General features: G+C 35.2%; 24 protein-coding genes and 1 CRISPR repeat array. Of the genes, 14 read left to right on the top strand and 10 right to left on the bottom strand.

Annotation, left to right across the window (positions count from 1 at the left end):
* Positions 1-15 precede the first annotated feature (15 nt).
* Entirely contained in the window at positions 16-603 is a 588-nt protein-coding gene (locus EL247_RS07675; RefSeq protein WP_126442159.1) for a sugar O-acetyltransferase, read from the top strand.
* Positions 604-827: 224 nt separating this feature from the next.
* Positions 828-2,228: a glutamate--tRNA ligase gene (gene gltX / locus EL247_RS07670; RefSeq protein WP_126442158.1), complete on the top strand. Its 1,401-nt coding sequence runs from the start codon at positions 828-830 to the stop codon at positions 2,226-2,228.
* Between the two features lie 11 nt (positions 2,229-2,239).
* On the opposite strand, the gene EL247_RS07665 is transcribed toward gltX, so the two are convergent.
* From EL247_RS07665 to EL247_RS07625, 9 genes are all read right to left on the bottom strand, one after another.
* Positions 2,240-2,488 carry a hypothetical protein gene (locus EL247_RS07665; protein ID WP_005021434.1) on the bottom strand — a complete coding sequence of 83 codons (249 nt, stop codon included), beginning with the start codon at positions 2,486-2,488 and terminating at the stop codon, positions 2,240-2,242.
* A complete protein-coding gene (locus tag EL247_RS07660; RefSeq protein WP_054195130.1) occupies positions 2,485-2,730 on the bottom strand; it encodes a hypothetical protein in 246 nt (81 codons plus the stop codon). The genes EL247_RS07665 and EL247_RS07660 overlap by 4 nt, the downstream gene beginning before the upstream one ends.
* A gap of 78 nt (positions 2,731-2,808) precedes the next feature.
* Positions 2,809-3,810, bottom strand: coding sequence for a UDP-3-O-(3-hydroxymyristoyl)glucosamine N-acyltransferase (gene lpxD, locus EL247_RS07655; RefSeq protein WP_104745563.1), 1,002 nt, complete (start codon positions 3,808-3,810; stop codon positions 2,809-2,811).
* Positions 3,811-3,819: 9 nt separating this feature from the next.
* A complete protein-coding gene (ilvN, locus tag EL247_RS07650) occupies positions 3,820-4,290 on the bottom strand; it encodes an acetolactate synthase small subunit (protein ID WP_005021430.1) in 471 nt (156 codons plus the stop codon).
* A gap of 3 nt (positions 4,291-4,293) precedes the next feature.
* Entirely contained in the window at positions 4,294-5,985 is a 1,692-nt protein-coding gene (locus tag EL247_RS07645; RefSeq protein ID WP_104719218.1) for an acetolactate synthase large subunit, read from the bottom strand.
* 68 nt (positions 5,986-6,053) lie between these two features.
* Positions 6,054-7,352, bottom strand: a complete 1,299-nt coding sequence (locus EL247_RS07640) for an aminotransferase class V-fold PLP-dependent enzyme (RefSeq protein WP_082230465.1) — start codon at positions 7,350-7,352, stop codon at positions 6,054-6,056.
* A gap of 180 nt (positions 7,353-7,532) precedes the next feature.
* Positions 7,533-8,291: direct repeats of the CRISPR family, unit length 36 nt; unit sequence GTCTTAATCCCCTTGAATCGGGTCGTGTTGTTAAAT.
* 320 nt (positions 8,292-8,611) lie between these two features.
* Positions 8,612-8,887, bottom strand: a complete 276-nt coding sequence (cas2, locus tag EL247_RS07635; RefSeq protein ID WP_104745562.1) for a CRISPR-associated endonuclease Cas2 — start codon at positions 8,885-8,887, stop codon at positions 8,612-8,614.
* Positions 8,887-9,255 (bottom strand): CRISPR-associated protein Csx20, encoded by a 369-nt coding sequence (gene csx20, locus EL247_RS07630; protein ID WP_104745561.1) that lies wholly within the window; start codon positions 9,253-9,255, stop codon positions 8,887-8,889. Before csx20 ends, cas2 begins: the two co-directional genes overlap by 1 nt.
* A gap of 10 nt (positions 9,256-9,265) precedes the next feature.
* Positions 9,266-10,510 carry a TM1812 family CRISPR-associated protein gene (locus tag EL247_RS07625; RefSeq protein WP_104745560.1) on the bottom strand — a complete coding sequence of 415 codons (1,245 nt, stop codon included), beginning with the start codon at positions 10,508-10,510 and terminating at the stop codon, positions 9,266-9,268.
* An 85-nt stretch (positions 10,511-10,595) separates the two neighbouring features.
* Here EL247_RS07625 and EL247_RS07620 point away from each other — a divergent pair, with 85 nt between their 5' ends.
* The 10 genes from EL247_RS07620 (at position 10,596) to EL247_RS07575 (ending at position 21,049) form a co-directional block, all read left to right on the top strand.
* Positions 10,596-10,952: a hypothetical protein gene (locus EL247_RS07620; RefSeq protein ID WP_104745559.1), complete on the top strand. Its 357-nt coding sequence runs from the start codon at positions 10,596-10,598 to the stop codon at positions 10,950-10,952.
* Positions 10,949-11,779: a CRISPR system precrRNA processing endoribonuclease RAMP protein Cas6 gene (gene cas6 / locus EL247_RS07615; RefSeq protein ID WP_158653934.1), complete on the top strand. Its 831-nt coding sequence runs from the start codon at positions 10,949-10,951 to the stop codon at positions 11,777-11,779. The genes EL247_RS07620 and cas6 overlap by 4 nt, the downstream gene beginning before the upstream one ends.
* Positions 11,776-13,230, top strand: a complete 1,455-nt coding sequence (locus EL247_RS07610; protein ID WP_104745558.1) for a Cas10/Cmr2 second palm domain-containing protein — start codon at positions 11,776-11,778, stop codon at positions 13,228-13,230. Before cas6 ends, EL247_RS07610 begins: the two co-directional genes overlap by 4 nt.
* A gap of 2 nt (positions 13,231-13,232) precedes the next feature.
* Positions 13,233-13,745 carry an RAMP superfamily CRISPR-associated protein gene (locus tag EL247_RS07605; protein WP_104745557.1) on the top strand — a complete coding sequence of 171 codons (513 nt, stop codon included), beginning with the start codon at positions 13,233-13,235 and terminating at the stop codon, positions 13,743-13,745.
* Complete coding sequence (locus EL247_RS07600) at positions 13,745-15,115, top strand: hypothetical protein (RefSeq protein ID WP_104745556.1); 1,371 nt, start codon at positions 13,745-13,747, stop codon at positions 15,113-15,115. Before EL247_RS07605 ends, EL247_RS07600 begins: the two co-directional genes overlap by 1 nt.
* The gene (locus tag EL247_RS07595) at positions 15,115-16,413 is read left to right on the top strand and encodes an RAMP superfamily CRISPR-associated protein (RefSeq protein ID WP_232019753.1); all 1,299 of its coding nucleotides are present in this window, start codon (positions 15,115-15,117) and stop codon (positions 16,411-16,413) included. Before EL247_RS07600 ends, EL247_RS07595 begins: the two co-directional genes overlap by 1 nt.
* Complete coding sequence (locus EL247_RS07590; RefSeq protein WP_104745554.1) at positions 16,410-16,844, top strand: TIGR04423 family type III CRISPR-associated protein; 435 nt, start codon at positions 16,410-16,412, stop codon at positions 16,842-16,844. The genes EL247_RS07595 and EL247_RS07590 overlap by 4 nt, the downstream gene beginning before the upstream one ends.
* Entirely contained in the window at positions 16,834-18,762 is a 1,929-nt protein-coding gene (locus tag EL247_RS07585) for a TIGR03986 family type III CRISPR-associated RAMP protein (RefSeq protein ID WP_104745553.1), read from the top strand. The genes EL247_RS07590 and EL247_RS07585 overlap by 11 nt, the downstream gene beginning before the upstream one ends.
* 56 nt (positions 18,763-18,818) lie before the next feature.
* Positions 18,819-19,727 carry a CRISPR-associated endonuclease Cas1 gene (cas1, locus tag EL247_RS07580; protein WP_232019752.1) on the top strand — a complete coding sequence of 303 codons (909 nt, stop codon included), beginning with the start codon at positions 18,819-18,821 and terminating at the stop codon, positions 19,725-19,727.
* A 152-nt stretch (positions 19,728-19,879) separates the two neighbouring features.
* On the top strand, positions 19,880-21,049 hold the full coding sequence (locus tag EL247_RS07575; protein WP_104745551.1) for a cation:proton antiporter: 1,170 nt from the start codon (positions 19,880-19,882) through the stop codon (positions 21,047-21,049).
* A 16-nt stretch (positions 21,050-21,065) separates the two neighbouring features.
* On the opposite strand, the gene EL247_RS07570 is transcribed toward EL247_RS07575, so the two are convergent.
* Complete coding sequence (locus EL247_RS07570) at positions 21,066-21,893, bottom strand: prephenate dehydrogenase (protein WP_054195118.1); 828 nt, start codon at positions 21,891-21,893, stop codon at positions 21,066-21,068.
* Between the two features lie 118 nt (positions 21,894-22,011).
* Between EL247_RS07570 and bamA the strand changes: the two genes are divergently transcribed.
* Both bamA and EL247_RS07560 read left to right on the top strand, forming a co-directional pair.
* On the top strand, positions 22,012-24,252 hold the full coding sequence (gene bamA, locus EL247_RS07565; protein ID WP_065828335.1) for an outer membrane protein assembly factor BamA: 2,241 nt from the start codon (positions 22,012-22,014) through the stop codon (positions 24,250-24,252).
* A complete protein-coding gene (locus EL247_RS07560) occupies positions 24,224-25,345 on the top strand; it encodes a dehypoxanthine futalosine cyclase (RefSeq protein WP_371258001.1) in 1,122 nt (373 codons plus the stop codon). Before bamA ends, EL247_RS07560 begins: the two co-directional genes overlap by 29 nt.
* Positions 25,346-25,365 lie beyond the last annotated feature (20 nt).

The raw sequence follows: 25,365 nt of genomic DNA, 5'->3' as shown, positions 1-25,365 counted from the left end.
GCATAGGAGCAAATCATGAATGTATTTGAAAAAGATTTAGCAGGAATGCCACTAGATGGCAAATCGCCCGAAGTCGCCCCGATAATTGAAGTCATCAAACACACACAAAGGCTTGTAAGTAGGCTTAATAGTGGGGAGAAAAGTGAGGAGGAAGTGCGTGAGCTACTAAGCCAAATCACAGGGAGGGCGATAGATTCTACTCTGTGGCTTATCCCGCCTTTTTACACAGACTTTGGGCGTAATATCCATTTTGGCAAAAATGTCTTTGTCAATTCCGCCTGCACCTTTATGGATAGAGGTGGAATCTATATCGATGATGAGGTGTTTATCGGTCCTAAAGTCAATCTCATTACGATTAATCACGATATCAATCCTTTTAATCGCAATACGACTATTTGCAAGCCCATACATATAGAAAAACGCGTGTGGATAGGTGTGGCAGCAACTATTTTGCCCGGAGTAAGGATAGGAGAAAATTCTATCATAGGGGCAAATGCTGTGGTTACCAAAGATGTGCCGAGTAATACCATTATGGGAGGAAATCCTGCAAAAGTTATCAAAGCTATCGATGTGGAGAAATATAGGCAAGAGCTGCAAAACTAGAGAATCAAAGTGGATTAAGGGGTTGATTGAATGTGGATTCTAAGCTTGGTTTAAAGATTTGAGGCTTGATTTGGCAACCCCAAAATGCCCCTAAGTATTGCAAAAATCATGCAAGAGCCTCGCAAAAATAACAAAGAATCTTGATTTTTTTAAAACTTATAAATTTTACAAGTAAGAATTTGGTAATATTTTCAAAATTTTTTGAGTTTTGGAGATTTTGGATAATGGAAGAAATAATCACGAGATTCGCACCTTCTCCGACTGGTTATTTGCATATTGGAGGACTTAGAACAGCACTTTTTAACTATCTTTATGCAAGGGCTAATGGGGGAAAATTTCTTTTGAGGATTGAAGACACAGATTTAGCAAGAAATTCTACCGATGCAAAAGAGGCTATTATTCAAGCCTTTGAGTGGGTTGGAATGGATTATGATGGTGAGGTCGTTTATCAAAGCCAAAGATTTCCGCTTTATCAGCAATACATTGATCAGCTTCTAAAAGAGGGCAAGGCGTATTATTGCTATATGAGTAAAGAAGAATTGGATTTATTGCGCGAGGAACAACGCAAAAGAGGGGAGACTCCACGTTATGATAATCGTTATCGTGATTTTCAAGGGACACCCCCAAGCAGAATACAGCCAGTAGTGAGAATTAAAGCACCTTTAAGTGGCGAGATTTGCTTTAGTGATGGGGTTAAGGGCGAGATGAGAATCGCAGCAAAAGAAATTGATGATTTTATCATCGCTAGAAGTGATGGAACGCCAACTTACAATTTCTGTGTAGCGGTTGATGATGCGTTAATGGGGGTTACAAATGTGATTAGGGGAGATGATCATTTGAGCAATACACCTAAGCAAATTATTATTTATGAGGCTTTGGGATTTAAAGTGCCAAAGTTTTTTCATGTGCCGATGATTCTTAATCCACAAGGGCATAAGCTTAGCAAGCGAGATGGTGCAATGAGTGTGATGGAATATAAAGATATGGGTTATTTGCCAGAAGCACTTTTGAATTTCCTTGTAAGGCTTGGTTGGAGTCATGGCGATCAAGAGATTTTTAGCAAACAAGAGATGTTAGAGTATTTTAATCCAAATGATTTGAACTCTTCGCCCTCAGCATACAATCAAGAAAAGCTTTTGTGGCTTAATAGTCATTATCTCAAAGAATTGAACAATGAATCTCTAAATGCTTTGTTGCAAAAAAACTTTGGGTTGAATATTCCACAAGAGAGAGTGCAAGGAATCCTCTATCCAGAAATTAAAGAACGCTCTAAAACTTTGGTGGATTTTGTGATGATTACAAAAGAGTGCTTGGAGGCTCCACAAAATTTTGATGAAAAGATGAAACAAAAAGTCGCAAGTGAAGAAAATATAAAACTCTTAAAAGATTTTAGTATTTATATTCAATCGCTTAAAAAGCCCATAGATAATCCGCAAGAAGCAGAAAGCGAAATAGAAACTTTTGCGGATTTTCATGGGGTTAAACCAAAGGTTTTGTTTATGCCTTTGCGTTATGTTTTGCTTGGAAAGAGTGGCGGCGTAGGAATCGCCCCTTTGCTTGCTAGCTTGGAGAAAGAGGAAATAATAAAGAGAATCCAAAATGCCCTAGAAAGCTTTAAGAGCTAATATCTGCAAAATCAATCTTTGCAGATTCTTTTGAGGGCTTTACGCAATTCTTTGACTTTTCGTTTGGGAATGATGACTTTCCATTCGGGATGAGTAATGTCTTTTGTATCATCATTGAGATTGAGTGAGATAGAAATTGCCGTTTGTTTCTTGTCTTTTTTGCTTGGGACATTGATTTTGGCAACGACGATATTGGCATCGTGGATATAATCGCTATCAAGAGGGATTGTATAAGCTAGTTTTTTGATTTTTTGTTTCATTGTTTGCCTTTTTTGCTTGGTTTATATTTTTTGTGAGCTTTTTTGAGAATCTTCCTTACTTCTTTGATTTGAGAGAAGGGTATATGGACTTTCCACTCTGGTTTTGTATCATCTATCATAATGCCGATACTGACAACAACATTGCCATCTTCCTCATAGGGATTTTTAATGATTGCAAAACTAATAGTTCCATTTTTTGTATCATTTAGGGGGATAGTTTTAAAGATTCTTTCCTCTTTCATTGCTTTCTCCTTTTAAGGTTGCTGTTTTTAGCCTTGCTTAAAGGAGTATATTGAAGTAGAACTTAAATGTAACTGAAATTACTTATTTTTGAGCATTTTCTTAAAAATAGCCTGCAATCTCAACCAATCTTGTATGGGCAATAAAGGATGTCCGGAGAATTTTCCATACGCTGGGACGCTTTTTGCAATTGCCCCTCTTGCACCAATTTGTGTAAATTCTCCAATATGCAAATGCCCAGCACTTCCGCTTTGCCCTCCTAAAACAACATTGCGTCCTGTTGTGGTAGAGCCAGAGATGCCAGCTTGAGAGACTATAATGCTATATTCTCCGATGTTACAATTATGCCCAATTTGGACAAGATTATCAATTTTGGTGCCTTTTTTGATTCTTGTCTCCCCAAAAACCGCCCTATCTATGGAAGTGTTTGAACCAATTTCCACTTCATCTTCAAGCACTACTTTACCATTGTGGTGTATTTTGATGTGTTCCCCATTTTTGGTGTGTGCATAGCCAAATCCATCACTTCCAATAACACTATTTGCGTGGATAATTACATTTTCTCCAATCTCACAATCATTATAAATACACACATTAGGATAAAGAATGCAATTTTTTCCAATTTTGACATTTTCACCAATCACAACCCCAGCCATAATGATGGTATTTTCTTCAATCTCGCTTCCATTGCCGATAGTGGCGTTTGTAGCGATAGTGGCGTTTGTAGCAATTTTTGGAGGTGTTTTAGAGCTAAAAAGAGGTTTTGCAAAAAAATTTGTAAGGTATGCCATTGCAAGATAGGGATTCTCGCAAATAAATGCAAGAGCAGTTTTGGGAATATGCTGCAAATAAACAGAGCGTGTGAGGATAATTTTGGCTTTACTTTGTGTGATTTCAGATAGATATTTGTCCTTTTCTAAGAAAGTAATACAAGAATCATCGGCTTCTAATGGTGGCTTGATGTGCAAAATCTCTTGAGTATCAAAAAGATTAGAATGTTTCTCCCAGTTTCCTCTCCATTCTAAGACTTGTTCTAATACTTCTTTTTCTTTTAAAAAAGCGACAATTTCTCCTAATAGCATTTTTTCTCCTTAATTTGCTTCAATCGCTGCAATTCCACTTCTTGTAATATCTTTTGGTTTATAAGTTTGGATTGCTTGAAGTAATCCATTGATACGCGTATGGCAATCACAAGCCATAAAAATTGCAAATTTTTCATTGACTTCAAGCATTTTTCCATTATAGCTTGCAAAAATAGCGGTTAGTTCGCTTAAAGATTCTTTGTTGGAAAACTTTACAAGCACCGATTCTTGCTCGATAATTCTTTCATCTTCTAAGACTTTTAGGACAGGAATGAGTTTGTGGAGTTGTTTGAGAATCTGTTCTAAAACCTTTTTATCACCTTGTGTGGTAATTGTGATTCTTGAAAGATTTGTATCAAAAATGGGTGCAACGGTAAGTGATTCGATATTGTATCCGCGTCCTGCAAATAAACCACTAATCCTAGACAAAACCCCATGTTCATTTAAAACTGTTACGGTAATTATGCGTTTAATCTCCATTGCTTACTCCTTATACTCTAGCATCATATTAAACAATGCACCGCCTGTTGGCACCATTGGCAATACATTTTCATAGCGGTCAATTCGCACATCAAGCAAGGCAGATTTATTAGAATTGATGGCTTTATTGAGGGATTCTACAAATTCATCTTTTGTATTTACCACAAAGCCAACGCCGCCAAAGGATTCAGCAAGTTTGATGAAATCTGGTTGAATCTCTAAATTAGTGTTGGAATAACGATTTTCATAAAAGAATGTTTGCCATTGACGCACCATTCCTAAGTAGTTGTTGTTTAAAATAATATTGATAACAGGAATATTATAGACGCTACAAGTCATTAATTCTTGAATATTCATCAAAATTGAACCATCCCCGGTGATATTGATAGAAACTTTTTTAGGGAAAGCTTTTTTTGCCCCCATTGCAGCAGGTAGCCCAAAGCCCATTGTCCCTAGCCCGCCACTTGTGATGAATTGACGCGGGAAGTTGAAGGGGTAAAATTGTGCTGCCCACATTTGGTGTTGTCCTACATCTGTGGAGATAAGGGCTTCATTGCCCAAAATTTCACCAACTTTTTTTATAATCCATTGTGGTTTTAAAACCTCTTGTGAATCTTCATAACTCAAGGGGTGTAGTTTGTTGTAACGCTCTAGTGTTTCCTTCCAAGGCAAGATATTTTTGACTTCAAAATCATTTTTGATAAGCCCCAAAAGCTCTTCTAAAACACTGCTTACATCGCCCACAATAGGATAGGTAACATCAACAATCTTACTAATGCTGCTAGGATCAATATCAATATGAACAATTTGTGCATATTTTGCAAATTCACTTAGCTTGCCAGTTACTCTATCATCAAATCTTGCACCAAGTGCGATGATGAGGTCTGTCTCACTCATTGCCATATTAGCAACATAGCTTCCATGCATTCCAACCATTCCAAGTAAATCAGGGTGATTATATGGCATAATCCCTCTTGCCATTAGCGTTTCGACAACAGGAATATGGGTAATTTCGCAAAACTCCCTTATTAAATTTGAACTTTTGGAAGCAACACAGCCTCCGCCAATGTATAAAAGAGGCTTTTTGGATTCTAAAATGGCTTGTGCTACCTTTTTGATTTGTCTTGGGTTGCCTTTGTAAGTTGGCTTATAGGTTTGTAGTTTGATTTCATTTGGATAATTAAATTCGCCAACAGTGGCACTAATGTCTTTGGGCAAATCAATATGCACAGGACCGGGGCGACCACTTCTAGCGATATAAAAGGCTTCTTTTAGGATTCTTGGTAATTCTTCAATGCTTTTTACAAGGAAGTTATGTTTGGTGCAGGGGCGAGAAATACCCACTGCGTCAATTTCTTGAAAAGCATCGGTTCCAATAAGAGTTGTTGGGACTTGCCCGCTAATAATTACAAGCGGAATAGAATCCATATAAGCAGTGGCAATACCAGTAACAGCATTTGTGAAGCCCGGTCCGCTTGTAACAATTGCTACCCCCACTTCTCCGCTTGCTCTTGCATAGCCATCTGCTGCGTGGATTGCAGCTTGTTCGTGGCGGGTTAGGATATGTTCAAAAAAGTTTTGCTTATAGATTTCATCATAAATATTCAAAGCAGCACCGCCGGGATAACCAAAAACAACTTTTACGCCTTCATTTTTGAGTGCGTGGATAATCATTTCAGAACCATTTAGTTGCATACAAAATCCTAACTTTAATTTTTTATTTTATTTTAATACAATAAACTTCATCAAAGCTTACGAAATGGTTATTTGCATAATATTTTTAGAGAATTGCAAAGATAATGGATTTCTTTTTTTTGGTGTGTATAGTGCAAACTTACCCGAATCCAACCGGGTTTTTGTTCAAAAATGGTATTGTCTTTTAATCCTAGCAAATCATGCCCATAAGGTCCTGCACAAGAGCAACCAGCACGCACTAAGATTCCAAAATCTTTGGAGAGTTTATTAGCAATTTCATAAGGGGATTTGTTTTGGATATTGAAAGAAAAAGTGCCATTTGAATTGTAGTTTGGGTTTCCATAGATTGTGATTTTGGATTCATTTTCTAAAAACTCTTTTAAGATTTTTATTAGTTCCTTTTTGGAGTTTGCAATCCATTCTTGCCCAATTTCCTCGCGTAATTGATAGGCTAAAGAAGCTCTTATAAACTCTAAAATTCCGGGTGTGCCTGCTTCTTCTCTTATTTCTTCATTAGCAAAATAGAGTTGGCTTGTGCGGGAGACATAGCCCACTACGCCACCGCCGCAGAATGTTGGAGGTAGGGTTTTGTTGATTAAGGCGCGTTTGATGATTAAGATTCCACTGCTTGCAATTCCGCCTAGAAGTTTGTGTGGAGAGAGGAAGGCGACATCATAGAAGTGTGAAGGAATATCAAAATATGCTGAAGAGCTTGCCATATCAAAGCACACAATTCCGCCATACTTGCGGACTAAATGCGAAATTTCTGCAAAAGGGGCAATAATGCCACTGACATTGGAAGCGAGGCTAAAAGAAGCGATGATTTTGCGATGAGTGTTGCTTGATAAAATGTGTTGGAGCATTTCTAAATCAATCAAACCTTGAGTATCAAGCGGGATTCGGACTACCTCACATAACCCTTCCCTAAAGCTTAATTCATTGCTATGGTGCTCATAAGGACCGATAATGACTAATGGCAAAAGAGATTTATCGAGATTTTCTAGGTTGAGATTGCTTTTGGTTTGGGGTGGAAGGTAGATTCCCATAATTTCTTGAAATTTTTTGATTGCTGCACTTGAGCCAAAACCACAAGAAATGAGGGCAAAACTAGAATCAAGCCCAAAGAATGTTTTGAGATTCTTGCGTGCATTTTCGTAAATTTCCCCTATGATTTTGGAATGTGAGGAGCTTTCTGAGTGTGGATTTGCGTAGAATGGTAGTATTTTTCTTATTCGTTTTTCAATGCATTTTACGGCTAATCCGCTTGCTGTCCAGTCAAAATAGTGGATTTTTTTCTTGAGTATGGTTTCTTTTTTTAAAAAAGCCTTTTTTTCTTTGTGGCTTAGAATTTGAAATGAATCTGGCAATAAATGTGCAAAAATGCGTTCTTTTATCAAATGAATTCCTTAAAAGTATGGCTTAAATATAACGCTATATTATCATAAATTTTAAATGATGGATACTAATATCTTTGGAAAATTAGAACCTTTTGAAATAGGTTGTGTTGTTAAATCATAGTATGTTCCTCCTTTTGGAGAAGCAAATTTGTCTTAATCCCCTTGAATCGGGTCGTGTTGTTAATTTGCATACATAGAATTAAAATATCAAGACAAAATAATGTCTTAATCCCCTTGAATCGGGTCGTGTTGTTAAATTTTAGCTTTAAGCGTGGTATTTTCTGATTCCAAAGTCTTAATCCCCTTGAATCGGGTCGTGTTGTTAAATCGGTAAAGTAAGCGGTGTCAATAAAGACATCGCCATGTCTTAATCCCCTTAAATCGGGTCGTGTTGTTAAATAAACAAAGGAGGCACTCATGAGTGCATTAAAAAAAGTCTTAATCCCCTTAAATCGGGTCGTGTTGTTAAATCGAAAAAAGGAATATGTGGTTATTCCAAAAAAGGAATAGTCTTAATCCCCTTGAATCGGGTCGTGTTGTTAAATCGATGGATTTTTTGAGGTTGGAGAAACTATCGCATTGTAGTCTTAATCCCCTTGAATCGGGTCGTGTTGTTAAATTGACAAAGAAACAGAAAACACAGAATTCCTTAGGGAGGTCTTAATCCCCTTGAATCGGGTCGTGTTGTTAAATTTACAATGGCATTTCAAATTAAAGGTTTAACATTTGTCTTAATCCCCTTGAATCGGGTCGTGTTGTTAAATGGAAAAGTCAAGTAATGGATGAGTGGTATAACAATGGTCTTAATCCCCTTGAATCGGGTCGTGTTGTTAAATAATGATACTGACTTCTTACGTCAGTATTGTGGTAAAGGTCTTAATCCCCTTGAATCGGGTCGTGTTGTTAAATAGCTGGAGACAACGAGGCTCGTTTGATTTTGAGATTTTATATTAAGCAAACTTAAATCTTTATTTAATCCCATATTTTTTTGGCTTTGTGGGAGATTTTTTGTAAAAACTTCGCAAATGTCAAATTTTGGGCAAAAATTGTGGAAGCTGGATGCTTGCTAATCTCGATAATTGTGTGGTTTGGATAAAAAATTGGTTTGCTAAAAATGCAAAAAAAGTATGATTTGCTAAATTTTAGCTAATTTTAAGTTATTTGGGGTGCGTATTTATCGGTGTTGTAGGGCTTAAAAAAATGACAACTTCGCAAATCTCTTTTGAACGCTAGAAGTTCAAATCTATGGGAGCAAATGGGTCTTTTCCTTTGCCTATGCTCTTGCTTTTGTTGTTGCAGTTTTTGCAGATTCGATAAAGGCGGATTGAATCGGTTTTGCGATTGAGTATTTTTTTGAGATTGGTTTTTATTTCTTTGAGTGCTTTTTTGGTCAGTTGGCACTCATAGACTGAGAGATTGACGCGTAATCCATAGCCATCAAGGAAATCAGAGACTTTTTTCCTTTTTTTGTTGCTTTTAATGTCGTAGGTGATTAGGTAATTCATTAGTATTTCCTAAAAATGCAGTGAGTGAATAGGGTTTGTTTTTGGATTGTGCCGTTTTTGAGTGTTGTTTCTTTGGAGATTCTTTTTGTGGTTGCATAGATTGGGATTAATTCAAGGGATTTGGAGTAATTTACCATTTGATAAGTAGCTCCAAAATCGCCTTGGACTAGGAGATAATCACCTTTTTGTGCTTGTGCTTTGAGGGTTTGCTGGTAGGGCTTTAGAAACTCATCTAGTGTTTCTAAGTAAGGGGGGATGGCACTCCATTTTTTGTCGCTAATGGGGATGATTTTGGTGATCCCCATTGTTTGGAGTTGGTCTTTTTGGGTGGGTGTTAATGCGTGATTTAATAATGTAAAGAGTTTCATTTGGGAATCCTTATAAAATATTGATAAAGTCTTGGGCTTGTTGCTTGGGGTGGTCATAAGAATCTGTGGAGTTGAAAGATTCAAAAGGTTTTTGGATTAAAAACTTTTGTTTGAAGTTATTTAGGTGCTGGGGTAGGTTGTTTTTGGCATTTGAGCTACCTATGTGGGCTAGATTGTTTCTTTCTTTCCGGATGCCTCTTAGAATCTTAACAAAGGTTTCAAAGCTTTTTTTGTGCTTGTCTTTGAGCAAAGAGGCTTTTTCGTAATTGAAGATTTTATCGTTTTGAGTATCGCTTGTGATAAATTGGTTTAGGGCATTGTGGATTGTGTATTCGTCTATTTGGTTTTTTTTGGCGTTTTGTGTGAGTATATTGTGCTTGGAAAAATAATGTTTGATGTATCGGGGGAGGGTTTCGGTAGCATAAGTGGCGGCTATTAGGTAATAGTTTTTTTGTAGCATTAGGGTTGCCATTTCGTAGAATTTCTCGTATTCGTATTTTTTGGATTTGATGTTTTCAAAGTCGTTTGTTATGTCTTTGATTTGGAGGATTAGCTCTTCTAGGGCTTTGGTTTTGTCTTTTTGGAGCTCTGTTTTGAGGGATTCAAGGCTGGTGCTGAAAAGATTATTAAAGTTGTTTTTGTGCAGGTCTTGTGAGAAATTTTGTAACACTTTGATTAGCTTGTCTTGAATGTTGATTTTGGGAATGGTTAGGGTTTGGATAAAGCTTGTGAGTAGAAAGCTCTTTAGCCCTATATTGATGTATTCATCAAGCATTTCATAGCGGTATTGTTTCGAAGTTTGTGGAGGTTGGTTGGTGGGTGAAATGTCGCGGGCGTAGATTAGCTGGATTTTGTTTTGGAAATTGACTTTGGCGATTAATGCTGCAAGTGTAGCTAGTAGTGGTTGGTCGCGGAATCCATGCGTGATGTCGATAAGAATGGTTTTGTCTGTGAGGCTTTTGAGTGTTTCTAGGATTTTGTCAAAGAGGGTTTCGGGATCGTTTGGGTCAATGTAGTGAGCTTGGTTGTTGAAATGCTCTAGAATCGCAGAGTATTTGGGGTGGTCTGCAAAAATCTTGAGTTGGTGTTCAAAAGACTCTTTTGTGCCTAGTATGGTGTATTGCTGCTCTAATGAGAGAAAGAAATCGGTGGAGTTGTGCCGTTTGTTGCGGTATTCTTGCTGTTTGTCTTGGAAAATATAGGTGTGTTTTATGCTTTTGTCGCCTGATGTCCCTAAAATCAAAATAATATGCATTTTTGTAACCTTTGTAGCTTTTATTTGTAATTGCTGATATAATTTTACTGCAATGAATCTTTATAAATTGCTTAGGAAGGTTGATATGGAGATTATTTTGATGATTTTAGATTATCTTGATAAATTTACTATTATTGTGGCGGCTTTTGCGGCTGTTTTTTCTGGTATTGGTTTTTATAAGCGCAGGAAAGATAATGATTTGATTAGAATCATCATTGAAGATAAAGAAATGCCTATTAGAATCTTGCGTAAGCAAATCTCGCGTGCAGAGGTGTGCGGAATACTTGGAAGTCTGCATAGTGGTGATAAGTATAATATTGCTTATCTTAAAAATCCAGAGTTTTTTAAGAAAATTAATAAAATTAGTCGGGGCAAATTGGATTGTCTTGAGATTCCGTTTATAAAAGGCGATGTGTTTGAATACAAGGAGTCTGTGGCGTGAAATATGCGAAGTTGAATATTAAGGTGGCAGATTCTAAAGCTCCTTATTTCATTGGTTCTCAAGTTAGAGGTGCTTTTGGGTATGCGCTTAAAAGTGTAGTTTGTATAAATCCAACCAAAGAATGCAATGGCTGTGAGAGTTGTCAAAAGTGCTTGTATTATGAGTTTTATGAAAATAAAAATGTGTATCACAAATACCGCTTTGATTTTTTGCTTGGGAAGTCAAATTATGATTTTGATTTTTATCTTTTTGGAGATGTGATTGGGTATTTGCCTTATTGTGTGACTGCATTTTATAGACTTTTTACACAAATTGGGCTTGGGAAAGAGAGGCGTAAATTTGTGGATTTTGAAATGCAGGTAAATGGTAGAAGTTGCTATAAAAATGGCAGTTTGAGGGTATTGGAGAATTTTAGTTTGGATATTAAAATACCGCCTTTTGAGAGGGAAATTGTATTGGAATTTCTCACTCCCCTGCGGATTAAAAAATACAATAGTTTTTTGAGATATGGAGAGGGTTTGGAATTAAAAGATTTGATTAATTCAATTTATCAAAGGCAAATGAAAATTTTGGGGCGAGATTTTAAAAAATTCCCTTATGAAATTAAGGGCGAGATTTATGGAAGAGATTTGAGGTTTTTGGAACTTTCTAGGCATTCTAATCGTCAAAAAGTTATGATGAATTTGGGTGGGTTAGTAGGGAGAGTTTGTATCAAAAATTTGAATAAAGAAAGTTATGAGGTCTTGCGTCTAGGTGAATATCTGGGGGTTGGTAAGCAATGTGTTTTTGGACTTGGAAAGATTAGAGTTGGGGAGATAGAGAAATGAAGTATATTTATGGTGCAAGTTTAGTAGGGTTACAGGAATTTATTTTTAAAACTAATAAACTTAGAGAGATTATTGGTGGGAGTGAGTTAATTAAGCAGTTTGATATGTTGGACTTAAAGGAGGAATTTGGAATTAGTGATTATATTGTGATTGTGCAAGCTGCTGGGAATTTACGCGTGATTTTAAAAGATGAAGTAGATGCTAGAAAAATTGTGAGAGAGTTACCTAAAAAGATAATGGAGCGAATTTGTGGGATTTCTATATCGCAGGCTCTTGTAGAATATGATGATAATAATTATGATAGTGCAATCAAGGAATTAGAGAGAAAGTTGAAGGTCGCAAGAAACCAAAATTCCATTCCGCTTGATGGGCATTTTGCTCTTTTGGATATTAATCCACGTACGGGGTTTTCTGCTTTGGATGAACGATGTCAAGAAGGGCGTGTAGATATTGGAAGTTTGCAGAAATTACAAGCTTTTGATAGAGCGGCTAAGGAAAATAAATACTTGAAGGGAGTTAATGAAAAGATTGGAAATTCAAAGAATAAAATAGCGATTATCCATATTGATGGTAATTCGCTTGGGGAAATAGTGCGTGGGATTAGAAAAGTGGAAGAAATGCAGGAGTTTTCTAAGCAAATTAAACAATCTACGAAAGAAGCTTTTGAGAGTGCGAAAGAATTTGCAACCACAAAAAATAATCAAATTGAAAATAAGAAGATTCGTGAGATTATTTTGGGTGGAGATGATGTAACTTTGATGTGTGATGCAGATTTGGCGATAGATTTTGTTTGTAAGTTTTTAAGTGAATTTGAAAACAATACTAGTTTTGTCAAAGGCTTTGATAAATCAAAAGAAAGACTAAATGCTTGTGCTGGGATTGCTTTTTGTAATGAGAAATTTCCTTTTTTTATGGCGGTAAAATTGGCAAATGAATTGTGCCAAAGGGCAAAGAGTGATTCAAGGGGTAGGGATTCTGCTAATCCGCCTTCATCATTGATGTTTCACAATATTCAAGATTCTTTTGTGGGAAGTTTTGATGAAATTAGAAAAAGAGAGTTGATTATCAAAAATGATTCACAAGAGATAGCTTGTGATTTTGGTGCATATTATTTAAATTTTAAACCAAATATCCAAACATTACAAGAAGTAATTTTAAGCTTTAGGGATAAGCAATCCCCAAAATCTAGGCTTAGAGAATGGCTAAATGTTTTGAAAGAGGGTCAAACAAAGGCCGATAATGAATTAAAGAGAATTGTAACGATTTTTAAAGATAAATGGATTGATAAACAGGCAAAGAAACTGGAAAATCCACTTCAAGAAGATAGAGAAACTAATGGTGAAAGAATATCAAAGCTAAAAGAGGGCTTAAGCGTGGAGAAATTGATTGTTGAGGGCAAAACCCCTGTTTTTGATATTTTGCAAATTTTGGCTGTAGAGAGCAAGGAGTAAAAGTGAATTTAAAATATAAAATAAGATTTTTAGATTTTTGGCATTGTAGCAATGGAATGAGTGGCGGCTCAAAATATGACGCGGGTGTTTTGCTAGATAGGGTTGGAATACCATTTGTGCCCGGAAAAACTATCAAAGGCTTGGCTAGAGAATTTGTTTTTGATAAGGAATTTGAAGAGGTTTGCTTTGGCAAAGAGGAATGCGAGGGAGTTTGTCATTTTTGCGATGCTGTTTTGGACAAAGATGAAGCATATACAATCCAAAAAGAAAATTTACAAGAGTTTTTGAAAACCTTTGTATCTTGCACGGCTATTGAAGAAAATGGGAGAGCAAAGGAGGGGAGTTTGAGAGAAATTGAAGTGGTGATACCTCTTGTACTTTATGGAGAGATTAATAATGTTCCACAAGACTTTGTGTTTTTGATGCAAAATGCACTCAAATCAATTAAGAGAATTGGTTTGAATCGTACTCGTGGGCTTGGAAGATGTGAGATTATCATCAATGAAGGAATATAATGGAAAGAGTGTATTTTGAAATGGAATTTTTAGAAAATGTAGTGTTAAATAAAAGTAACAATACAGAGGGATTTAGTAATACATTGGATTTTGTGAGTGGATCTGTTTTTTTGGGGATTGTGGCAAGAGAGTATGAAAGATTTAGTGAATCTTTTGAGATTTTTCATACCCCTAAAGTGAGATTTTCTCAAGCTGTTCCTTATGTAGAAGGCAAACGAGCATTGAGAGTGCCTTTTAGTTTTTATCATTCTAAAGGTGATGCAAGTAAAGTATTTAATGCCCATTTAAATCCAGAAAAAATGCAATATGGACAAGTTAAACAAAAAAGAGAAGGGTATTTTGTGCTACAAGATGAATTGTTGTGTTTTTTTGAATTGGGGAATGAATATCACCAAAAAAGTGCTTATGATAGCCAAAAACGCAAAAGTGAAGATTCTAAGATGTTTGGATATTATTCTTTGGAGCGTGATAGTCAATGGGTGTTTTATGTGGAGATTGATGGAAGCATAAGAGAAAAGGATAAGATTATTGAAGCACTTGAAGGAATAAAGTATCTTGGGCGTTCTAAAAATGCACAATATGGAAAGGTAAAAATTAAAAGAATAGAAAGCACAAAAGGAGAGAATGTTTTTAGAATCTCACAAGAAGATTCTAAAAATGGGGTTGTTTATCTTTATGCAGATTCTGAGATTGCTCTTTTTGAGAATGGAGAATCTACATTGATACCGAGTATTGAGAATTTGGGGTTAAGTAGTGGAAAAATTAAGTGGGAGGAATGTCAGATACGGACAAGAAGCTTTAAGCCTTTTAATTCTAAACGTAGGAGATGGGATCATTCAAGAAATGTTATTACACAAGGAAGTGTTATCGCACTTGAAAATGTTTCTAAAAGCGATTTAGAGAGTTTGAAAAATGGGATTGGTGGATATTTAAATGAAGGGTATGGAAAAGTTTTGGTAAATCCTATATTTTTGCTAAGAGATATTAAAAGTAAGACTTTTGAGGTAAAAAAGGAACAGGCTGCAAGGGAAGTAAAAACAGAATTGATAGAGTTTTTGTTGAAAGCTAGGAAGCAAAAAGAGCAAGAAGATGAAATCGGCAATCAAGTCAGTGATTTTATTGAATCAAATAAGGAAAAATTAAAGTCAATTAGCAATTCACAATGGGGAAATATTCGTATGATTTTAGAATTTTCTAAGGAAGAATGGCAGGAAAAAATTAAGGAGTATATTTATCGAGATTATAAAAGTAAAGATAAGAGGATTAAAAAACAATATGAAGATTGTGAAAGGGATTTGATAGGAAAATTAGAAAAAGAGAATTTGGAATTTTGGAAGTTGTTGGCAATTCAAGCACCAAAGGCTTTTTGATGGGAGAAGTTATGAGTAATAAGCATTTAATAGCACATATAGTTTTTGAAGCTAAAACAGCATTGAAAGTGGGTTCAAGTAATTATGATTTTTTGCAAGATTCTCCGATTATGAGAGATTGGAATGGGTTGCCTATGATTCTTGGGACATCCTTAGCAGGTGTATTGAGAAAAAGTATGGTGGAATTTCTAAAAAATTGCGGTAAAGAGGATTTGGGGGAAGTGAATGAGGTTTTTGGGGATAGTTGTCAAAAAGGCTCCAAAGTAATTTTTACTAACGCACTTTTGCTAGATAATCAAAATAAAGTTTATGAAAATTTATTGCTAGAAAAGACGGATTTTTTGAAACTTTTTAATATTTTGCCTAAGAGACAAAATACGGCAATCACAGAAAAAGGGGTTGCCAAAGATAAGAGCAAAAGAGATAATGAAGTAGTGTTTGCAGGGACAAGGTTTAAATTTGGTATTGAAATGTTGTGTGAAACTTCAGAAGATGAAGAGAGATTCTTTTTGTTGTTGGATTTATTGAATTTGCCTACTTTTAGAATCGGCAGTGGAAGTTCAAAAGGTTTTGGGGTAATTAAGATATTGAAGATTAGTTATGATGAATTTGAGGTGAATTCCAAAAGATATGTGGAATTTGCTAATTCGCTTAATGGGACGCAAGAGTTAAAAAGGGAATATTGTCCTCAAGAATGCAAGTTGGAAAAATATGATATGTATGAATTGCATTTAAAAGCGGAGAATTTTTTCATTTTTGGTAGCGGAGGATGTGATGATGAAGTGGATTGCGTCGGAAGTTATGAGATGGTTTTATGTTATCAAGAAGAAAATTTGAGTGAGAAAAGTAAGCGGATTTTGATTCCTGCAAGTTCTATTAAAGGTGCAATTTCTCATAGGACGACTTATTATTATAATATGGCAAATAATGAAGATGTTAAAGAAGTGAGAGAAATCTTTGGGTCAGAAGGAGAGTTGGAGGGTGCAAAAGGAAAAATTTTAATGAGTGATTTATATCTCACAAATAATGAAAATCAAAAGATTTTTGCACATAATAAAATTGATTCATTTCGTGGTGGGGTGATTAATGGAGCTCTTTTTCAAGAGAAAGTAGAAAGTGTGAATGAAGAATTTAAGATTGAAATTTGGGTAGAAAGAAATATCAAGCAAGAAGCAATCAAAGCTTTTGAAAATGCTTTGAGAGATGTTGCCAATGGAATGTTGGCATTAGGGGGATTAGGTAATAAAGGGCATGGATTTTTTAGTGGAAAAGTATTGAAAAATGGAGTAGAAATATGAATAAATGGGTAGAAACAAAGGTTTTTGATCAAGGTGAATTAGAAGTATTTTATAAAGGGTTGGGGAAGAATCTTGAAGGGTATGTGAATATGAGTGATGATGGTGTGGAAATTTTTGAAGAGCTTAAAAAATGGGAGGATTTACATAATGGAAAAAATTTTATTTTAGAGGCAGGTTTTAGCGATCATCAAAAAAGTATTAAGATTAACTTTATTAATGGAAAATTTTATGTGCTTGAGGTGGATTTGAGCCAAATTCCTAGTGAATATAAAAATGAAAATTGTTTTTTGGTGAGGGGAGATAGCAGAATAGCAAAAATCACTCAGGTTTGGGAAGATGTGAAAAATCAAGAGTGTTTGGGTTTTGAGAGTTTGGAGCTTAAATATTTGTTTTTTAGTGGATTTGGTGTAAGGGGTAACAATGGAAAATAAAGGGATTTTTGGGAAGACTTATAAGGCGTCTCGTAGAGAAAAAGGAATAGAAAAAACAATAGAGATAACAGCACAAGCGCCTTATCGTTTTATTTCGCTGCCTAAAGAGATTTTTTATCCGGATTTTGGTGGTTTTAAAGGAGAGGATATTTGCTTTGATAAACCTATTAGTGAAAATCCAAAAAGTGGGGTTATAGAAATAAAAGTAAAAGCGAAAAGTAAAATTTTTATTGGGGATTTTGAAGGGAAAAATGAAGATTCTAATAGAGCTCGAAAGTTTTTTAGTCACAATGGAAAATTTTATATTCCTGGAAGCTCTTTTAAAGGAATGATAAAGAATATTGTTAGGATTTTAAGTCATTCTCGTTTGGAGATAGAAAATAAGACATTGGCTTATAGGGATTTAGATAATCACACTTATCAAGAAAAAGCAATGGATAGCAATAAAATTTATATGGGTTGGCTTTATGCAAAGGGTAAGAAGTGGTTTATCCGCGATGTGGGAAAGGCAAAAGATGGTTCAAATCGCATTCGTTATTTTTCAAAGCAAGGTAGCGATAAAAAGAGTCTCGCAGATATTTTTGACGAAAACTTGGCAAGAAATATTAAAAATTGTGCAAAAGCTTATGAAAAATATCATATATTAGAGGAAGCTAATAAAGGTTTACATACTTCATTGGGAGTTCTTGTTTTTGCCGGTAATGTAGGTAAAAAAACTCCTATGATTTCGCATAATCTTGATGGTATGGTTCTTGTTTTTACCGGTAATGTAGGTAAAAAAACTGCTGAGTTTTTATTTCCAGCAATTAATCCTGCAATTAATCCTGAAACTAAAAATAAAGAGGATAGCAAATATCAAATAGAGCTTACACAAGAACAGATTAAGGCATTTAAAGACGCGTATTATATTGGATTGCCAAATGAAAATGAGAATTGGAAAAAACGATGGAGCAAAATTTTAAAACAAGGAAAAGAGGTTCCAGTATTTTTTCAGAAAGATGAAAAAGGCGAAATAAAACATTTTGGACTTTCGTGGCTTTATAAATTGCCTTATGAAAATTCGATTTTAGATATTTTGCATCGACAAATTCCTAATTATCAAGAAAATAAATTAGATATGATACAAAGGATTTTTGGTTTTTGTGCTGATTCAAAAAAGAGTGCGGGAGATTCTGATAGTGCACTCAAAGGGCGAGTGAGTTTTTCGCATTTTGAAATTACAGAGAGTGCTACAAATGCAGTTGAAATGCCTCAAACAATCATTTTAAGTGAGCCTAGGGCGACCTTTTATCCTTTTTATTTGCAGCAAAATAGGGAAAGCAGCAAGCTTTTAACCTATGATGATAAAGAAGCAAGGCTAAGTGGGATTAAATTTTATCCGCCACGTAAAGCGATAATGAACAAGCCTTTTAGCAATGGTAATAGCAACATAGAGACTAAAATCACTCCGCTTAAAGAAAATGTAGAGTTTGTTGGCAAAATGCGGTATTTTAATCTTAGAAAAGAAGAATTAGGGCTTTTGGTGCTGGCTTTAACCTTTTTAAAAGAAGAGAATGGGGAGTTTTATAAGATTGGAGGTGCAAAACCTTATGGGTATGGAGATTGTGTTTTGGAGATTGGGGGTTTGAGTAATGAGGAACAAAGAGAGTGTATAGAATCTTTTGTGAAGTGTTTTAAAAACTCTCAAGGGATTGATCCAAGAGAGAGTGAGGGAGCTAGGGACTTGAAAGAGTTTTCTAGGAAGCTTAATAGAGAAAATAATTATATGGAATTAAAGGATTTTGGAGATATTAAAGGGGATTTGAGTAAGACAAATAAGCGTCGCAATGGAAAGGAGCAAAAAAATAGGCGCCAAAGTTGTAATTATAGTGAAAATGTAAGTATGAATAGCCTTGGTGAGTATTTTAAAAATAGATAAAAATGCAAACCCTTCATATCAATAGCCCCACAGTATCTTTAGGGATTTCAAAGAATATGTTTATCCTTAAAGAAAAGGGGAAAATCATCAAAAAGATTCCAAAATATATTGTAAAAAGAGTTGTCATAGAAACGCTTGGAATTAATTTGTCAAGCAATTTTATCAAGGAATGTGCTACTTCTAAGATACAAATTGATTTTATAGAAAATAATATTCAATACGCACAATTAGTGGCATATAATCCTGCTATGACAAAAATTATTACTATGCAAGCTGGTATTATAGGGACGCCCAAACAAATTTTCCTTGCTAGAGAGTTTATTTATTCTAAGATTAAAAATCAGCGTAACTATCTTAAGTATTTGAGCAAATATCATAATATTATTAATCAAACAATATTGGATTTAGATAGGTATATCAAAAAGCTAGATATGGCAAAAAATATCAAGCAACTTATGGGAATTGAGGGTAAATGTGCTGTTTTGTATTGGAATACATTTAGACATATGGCTAAATTTAGGGACTTTCATAGGATAAAAAGGAATGCTAAAGATGTTTTGAATGCTTCTTTTAATTATGCTTATGCGATTCTTCATGGCTCTATTCAATCAAGTATCATTAAAGCAGGGCTTAATCCACATATATCATTTTTACATATCCAAAATAGCAAAAAGCCTACACTTAGTTTTGATTTGATAGAAGAGTTTCGGGCATTTGTGGTGGATAGAACTATTGTTTCTATGATTAATCGCAATGAAGAGTTAAATGTAGATATAAACGGCTTGTTGACATTGGAGAGTCGTAGGTTGATTTTAAAAAATATCAAAGAAAGATTGAATGCTTGCACAAAATACAAAGGAAAAACATTGACAATCAATGAGATAATTGAGGGGCAATGCTGGGCATTGTGGAGATTTATTAGTGCTGAAAATGAGAAATACAAAGGGTTTATAGGAAAATTTTGAATTTAAAGTGAAGATAAGCATTGAACGCTCTTTGAGTGGTTAAGAAGTGTTTTGATTGTTATTTGGTCTTTTTGGTGTAAAAGACAAAGGGCTGTTAAATTCAAGAAGCTTTTGTTATACTTTTGAAATTTTTAGGAGATTTTGTAGTTGTTATGGAAACTATCATTGCCTTTGGAGTTATTTCATTATTAATTGTTATTGCTCCATTTTTTAGCACACTTACGAGATTGCCCTTAGTGGTGGTAGAGATTTTGCTTGGAGCATTGGCTTATTATTTTGGTTTTTTTGAACATTCTGAATCTTTGAAGCTAATTGCCCATATTGGTTTTTTGTTTTTGATGTTTTTGTGTGGTTTGGAGGTGAATCTCAAAAGTTTTACAAAAATGGGTCAAGATTTTCTCAAAAAAGTTGGCTTGTATTTTTTGATTTTGTATAGCATAACTTTTGTTTTTGTGCTTATTTTTGAGCTTTCTTATATTTATTTGGCGGCTTTTCCTGTGATGAGCTTGGGTATGATTATGACTTTGATACGAGATTATGGCAAGGATAAAATTTGGCTGAATCTTGCTTTGAGTGTCGGGATTTTGGGGGAGCTTGTAAGTATTGGTGTTTTGGTTATTTTAAATGGTGCGTATTCTTATGGATTGTCCTTTAAGCTATATGAGACTTTGTTGGCTTTATTGTTGTTTTTGGGGGCTATTGTTGGAATCTTGAAAATCGCAAATATTATATTTTGGTGGTTTCCTACATTAAAATTCTTAGCGATTCCAAAAGATTCTACCAAAAATCAAGATATTCGTTTTTCGGCTATGTTATTGTTGATTATGATTGGAATTGTTAGCCTTTTGAAGCTAGAGGCTGTGCTTGGGGCATTTTTGGCAGGAGCAATTTTGGCGACTTATTTTCATTACCAAAAAGGCTTGGTAGATAAGCTAAATGACTTTGGGTTTGGCTTTTTTATCCCATTGTTTTTTGTTTATACTGGGAGCACATTGGATATTTCTTTGATTTTGAGCGATCTTGAGATTCTAAAAAAAGTAGTTTTAATCGTTGTTTGTATGCTCTTTTTGCGTATTTTGGCAGCGTTTATTGCTTATGGAAAATATTTTAAAAGTAAGAAAAATACCTTGCTCTTTGCCTTTAGCCATTCAATGCCTTTGACATTTTTGGTAGCCACCGCACAACTTGGTAAGCAGTTTAATGCTATTAGCACCGGAGAATATTATGCTTTTATTCTTGCAGCACTTTTGGAAGGGATTGTGTTTATGGTTTGTATCAAGCTAATCTATCAACTTCCAAATAAGAAATCCCCTGCTTCTTAGGTGTAAGATTATAAGCTTAGAAAATTGCATAAAGAGAATTTGCTTTTGCCATCCATTCTTCTAGTTCTTTCCATTTGTCATTTTGTATAAGGTTGATTGCAAAATCAAGTTCTTTTTGAAAGGCTTCAAAGGATTTTAATAATTCTTGTTTGTTTTGTTTGGAAACATCACTCCACATTTTTGGGGAGCTTTTTGCGATTCTTACCATACTTTTAAAGCCTCCACCTGCAAGTGCAAGAATATCTTTTGGGTTTTGTTGAGAAAGCACAGTATTTGCAAGTGCATAACTAATGATATGGGGTAAATGGCTAATAAAGGCAGCATGGTTATCGTGCGATTTGGAATCCATTTTGATGATGTTCATTTTAAGAGCGATGAAAATTTCTTTTGCCATTGCTGCTTGAAATTCACCGCTTTGTTCTAAATCTGTTAAGACGATAATGTGATGGGGTAATAATTCTTTAAAGGCAGCCTTTGGTCCAAAGTTTTCTGTTCCACTCATTGGGTGAGCACAAACGAAGTTTTTGCGAATTTCTTTGGGAATGCTTTGGGAGATGAGGTGCTTGGTGCTACCTAAGTCGATTATGGTCGTGTGCGGTGCCACTCCAACTAATTGAGGTAGAATCTCCAAAATCGCTTCCACTGGCGTTGCAAGAAAAATCACATCGCAAAGTTTAATTTCATCTAAATCAACCCCTTCATCAACAAGCCCCAAAGAAAGTGCTTGTTGTAAATGGATTTCATTGCTATCTAATCCCACGATTCTTTTAAACATTCCGATTTCTTTGAGGGCTAATCCCAAAGAGCCACCAATCAATCCTAAACCTATAATTCCAGCTTGCATAATCTTTTCCATTAATTTTTTTATGAAATTATATATTATTTGTTGTGGTTTTGTTAGCTTTAAACTCAAAAAGGATATAATCCCAAAAATTTTTTATGTTTTTAAGGTGTAGATTATAATGAGATTTTTTTCAAAGACATTATCTTTTGTAGTGGCTGCTTTTGCCTTGTCATCGAATCTCAATGCGGCAGAATTGCCCACAATCAAAGAGATTCGATATGAAGGGTTAAATTATATTTCTCCATTAATAGCAAATGAAATTGCAGGTATTAAAATCAATGAAGCGATGGATATAGATAGCATTGATAAGAGTATTTTGCGTTTTTATGAGCAGGGATATTTTAAAGATATTTGGATTACAGAAGAAAATGGAATCTTAACTTATCATTTTGTAGAAAAGCCAGTTATAGCAAGTTTGGTTGTCAGTGGATATGGTGCAGGGAAAGAACAAGCAGTATTGGATCAGGAAATTGGCTTAAAAAAGGGCGATGTTTATGATGAGATAAAAATCGCCAACACTCGCAAAAGAATTATTTCGCTTTTGGAATCGCAAGGATTTTATAATACGGTTGTAGAAGTAAAAACAGAAGAAATTTCTCAAAATGCACTCAAAGTAACTTTGGAAATAAACAAGGGTGAAGAGATTATTATCCGCAAGGCAAATTATTATGGTAGGGAAGAGCTAAAAGTCTCTCGAATCGAATCTTCTACTGCAAATAAAGAACGCGATTTTTTGGGTTGGATGTGGGGATTTAATAGCGGTAAATTGCAGGTTAATGAGATTGAAAATGATGCCCTTAGAATCCGAGATATTTATATGCAAAAGGGCTTTTTAGATGCCGAGGTAAGCTCACCTTTTTTGCGCACGGACTTTACTACTTATAATGCAGAATTGGATTTTTATATCAAAGAAGGGCAGCTTTATAAGGTTTCTGGGGTGGATATTGTCTTAGAAGAAGATGTGGTTGCAACAGAAGAACTTTATGATATTGTGCGTTTAAAAGAGGGGAAAGAATTTAATATTAGCACAATGCGTAAAGATGTAGAAGCGTTGAAATATAAAATCGGGGATTTAGGTTATGCCTTTACGCGTGTAACGCCAGATTTGGATAAAGATCAAGAAAATGGCGAAGTAAGGGTGATTTATTATATTCAGCCTGGTAGCAAGGTAAAGGTGCGAGATGTTTTGATTTCTGGAAATTCAAAAACGCTGGATAGGGTGATTCGTAGAAATGTTTTATTAGCGCCGGGTGATCAATACGAGATGAGTAAGATTCAACGCTCTAAGAATGCAATTATGCGAACGGGCGGTTTTGATAGTGTTGATATTGAAGAGAAGCGTGTAGATGAAGAAAATGTAGATTTGCTGGTCAATGTTAAAGAGGGCAAAACCGGGGAATTTACTTTTGGTGTAGGTTATGGAAGCTATGATGGGATTATGGGAAGTGCATCCATTAAAGATAGAAATATTTTTGGGACAGGATTAACAGCTGGACTTTATTTTGATAAAAGTGAGGTTTCAACTTCTTATCGCTTGAATCTCTATAATCCAGCAGTTTTGGATAGCAATTATAGTCTATCAACCGATATTTATCAAACAGATTATGTGGATTATGATTACCGAGAGATTACACAAGGATTTAGTCTTGTTGGTGGGCGTAGAATCACTGATACTTTAGAGGCAAGTTTGGGCTATACTTACCAAAAATCTAAATTATCCGAATTTGATAATCCTTACTATCAGCGTTATTATATGGGAGAATACATTAAATCTTCTGTGATTCCCGGATTGTATTTTGATAATACAGATTCTTATTTCTTCCCTAAAAATGGTTGGAAACTAAGTGGTTCATTGGAGTATGCTGGGATTGGTGGAGATGCAGACTTCTTTAAATATTTTGGAACATTATATTATTTCAAATCTTTAGAAGAATGGACGGATTTGGATTTGGTGTTTAGATTCCGCTCTAAGCTTGGATATATCGAAGATAATGGGTATGTGCCGATTAATGAGAGATTTTATCTTGGAGGTGTAAATTCATTAAGAGGTTTTCAAAGCAATTCCGTAACTCCACGCGATAGATATGGCGTGAGGATTGGTGGGAATCAGACTTTGTATGGTTCAGTTGAGTTAAGTTATGGATTGTTTGAAACGGTGCAAATGAGGGTAAGTGCGTTTTATGATTATGGTATGTTGGGTGAAGATAAAATTACACAGATTCAACGCAGTTCTGTGGGGGTGGCTTTGGAATGGATTTCTCCCATAGGTGCGATTACTTTTATTATTCCTAAAGCATTAGATGCAAAAAGGGGTGATGATACTTCATCCTTTGAATTTACAATGGGACAGAGATTTTAAGATGACAATAAAAGAAAAGATGGATAGAGCAATTGTGAATGTCAAAATACCTCGAGTGAGCAAAGATGAGATTCTTGATTTGATGCAAAATGCCTCTTTGAAAGAATTAGGGGAAATGGCGTTTAATATCAAAAAACAATTGCATCCTGATAATATCACAACTTTCGTGGTGGATAGAAATATTAATTATACTAATATTTGCTGGGTGGATTGTAAATTTTGTGCTTTTAAGCGAAAAATTAACGAAAATGAAACTTATATTTTGAGCTTTGATGAAATTGATCAAAAAATTGAAGAGTTGCTTAGCATAGGTGGGACGCAGATTTTGTTTCAAGGTGGTGTTCATCCAAGCTTAAAAATTGAATGGTATGAGGATTTGGTTTCTCATATTTCACAAAAATATCCTCAAATTACTGTGCATGGATTTTCTGCTATTGAGATTAATTATATTGCTAAAATTTCTAAAATTTCTATTAGTGAAGTTTTAAAAAGATTGCAAAAATGCGGACTTGCTTCAATTCCCGGAGCGGGAGCGGAGATACTAAGTGATAAAGTGCGGGATATTATTGCACCCAAAAAGTTGGATTCTGATGAATGGATAGAAGTCCATAGGCAAGCTCATAAAATCGGTATGAGAAGTACTGCTACAATGATGTTTGGAAGTGTGGAGAGTGATTTGGATATTATAGAGCATTGGGAGAGAATCCGCAATTTGCAAGATGAGACAAATGGCTTTAGGGCGTTTATTTTGTGGAGTTTTCAACCAGCCTTTACTCCACTACAAAAGGAATTTCCAGAGATTCATAAGGCTTCATCAAATCGTTATTTGAGATTGTTGGCTTGTAGCCGAATCTTTTTAGATAATTTTCAAAATATCCAAAGTAGCTGGGTTACGCAAGGTTCTTATATTGGGCAATTGGCTTTGCTTTTTGGGGCTAATGATTTAGGTAGCACAATGATGGAGGAAAATGTCGTCGCAGCAGCAGGGGCTAGGAATTCTATGAATCAAGCAGAAATGATTTCTTTGATTAAAGATGTGAATGAGATTCCAGCAAAACGCAATACGGCTTATGATATTTTGGAGACTTTTTAGATGAAAAAAATATTGTGGTG

Origin of the sequence: Helicobacter pullorum (genome assembly GCF_900638355.1) — a bacterium.
Lineage (GTDB): Bacteria > Campylobacterota > Campylobacteria > Campylobacterales > Helicobacteraceae > Helicobacter_D > Helicobacter_D pullorum.
The sequence above is the reverse complement of the archived record's forward strand: the minus strand, read 5'-3'. Positions and strand labels throughout refer to the sequence as shown.

Coding starts and splice junctions, on each gene's coding strand:
- EL247_RS07625 (WP_104745560.1), bottom strand. CDS start 10,510: ATGCATATTATTTTGATTTTAGGGACATCAGGCGACAAAAGCATAAAA.
- EL247_RS07585 (WP_104745553.1), top strand. CDS start 16,834: ATGGAAAATAAAGGGATTTTTGGGAAGACTTATAAGGCGTCTCGTAGA.
- EL247_RS07570 (WP_054195118.1), bottom strand. CDS start 21,893: ATGCAAGCTGGAATTATAGGTTTAGGATTGATTGGTGGCTCTTTGGGA.
- cas2 (WP_104745562.1), bottom strand. CDS start 8,887: ATGAATTACCTAATCACCTACGACATTAAAAGCAACAAAAAAAGGAAA.
- EL247_RS07620 (WP_104745559.1), top strand. CDS start 10,596: ATGGAGATTATTTTGATGATTTTAGATTATCTTGATAAATTTACTATT.
- lpxD (WP_104745563.1), bottom strand. CDS start 3,810: ATGCTATTAGGAGAAATTGTCGCTTTTTTAAAAGAAAAAGAAGTATTA.
- EL247_RS07660 (WP_054195130.1), bottom strand. CDS start 2,730: ATGAAAGAGGAAAGAATCTTTAAAACTATCCCCCTAAATGATACAAAA.
- EL247_RS07575 (WP_104745551.1), top strand. CDS start 19,880: ATGGAAACTATCATTGCCTTTGGAGTTATTTCATTATTAATTGTTATT.
- EL247_RS07665 (WP_005021434.1), bottom strand. CDS start 2,488: ATGAAACAAAAAATCAAAAAACTAGCTTATACAATCCCTCTTGATAGC.
- EL247_RS07595 (WP_232019753.1), top strand. CDS start 15,115: ATGGGAGAAGTTATGAGTAATAAGCATTTAATAGCACATATAGTTTTT.
- cas1 (WP_232019752.1), top strand. CDS start 18,819: ATGTTTATCCTTAAAGAAAAGGGGAAAATCATCAAAAAGATTCCAAAA.
- csx20 (WP_104745561.1), bottom strand. CDS start 9,255: ATGAAACTCTTTACATTATTAAATCACGCATTAACACCCACCCAAAAA.
- EL247_RS07610 (WP_104745558.1), top strand. CDS start 11,776: ATGAAGTATATTTATGGTGCAAGTTTAGTAGGGTTACAGGAATTTATT.
- bamA (WP_065828335.1), top strand. CDS start 22,012: ATGAGATTTTTTTCAAAGACATTATCTTTTGTAGTGGCTGCTTTTGCC.
- EL247_RS07600 (WP_104745556.1), top strand. CDS start 13,745: ATGGAAAGAGTGTATTTTGAAATGGAATTTTTAGAAAATGTAGTGTTA.
- EL247_RS07645 (WP_104719218.1), bottom strand. CDS start 5,985: ATGCAACTAAATGGTTCTGAAATGATTATCCACGCACTCAAAAATGAA.
- EL247_RS07675 (WP_126442159.1), top strand. CDS start 16: ATGAATGTATTTGAAAAAGATTTAGCAGGAATGCCACTAGATGGCAAA.
- EL247_RS07590 (WP_104745554.1), top strand. CDS start 16,410: ATGAATAAATGGGTAGAAACAAAGGTTTTTGATCAAGGTGAATTAGAA.
- ilvN (WP_005021430.1), bottom strand. CDS start 4,290: ATGGAGATTAAACGCATAATTACCGTAACAGTTTTAAATGAACATGGG.
- gltX (WP_126442158.1), top strand. CDS start 828: ATGGAAGAAATAATCACGAGATTCGCACCTTCTCCGACTGGTTATTTG.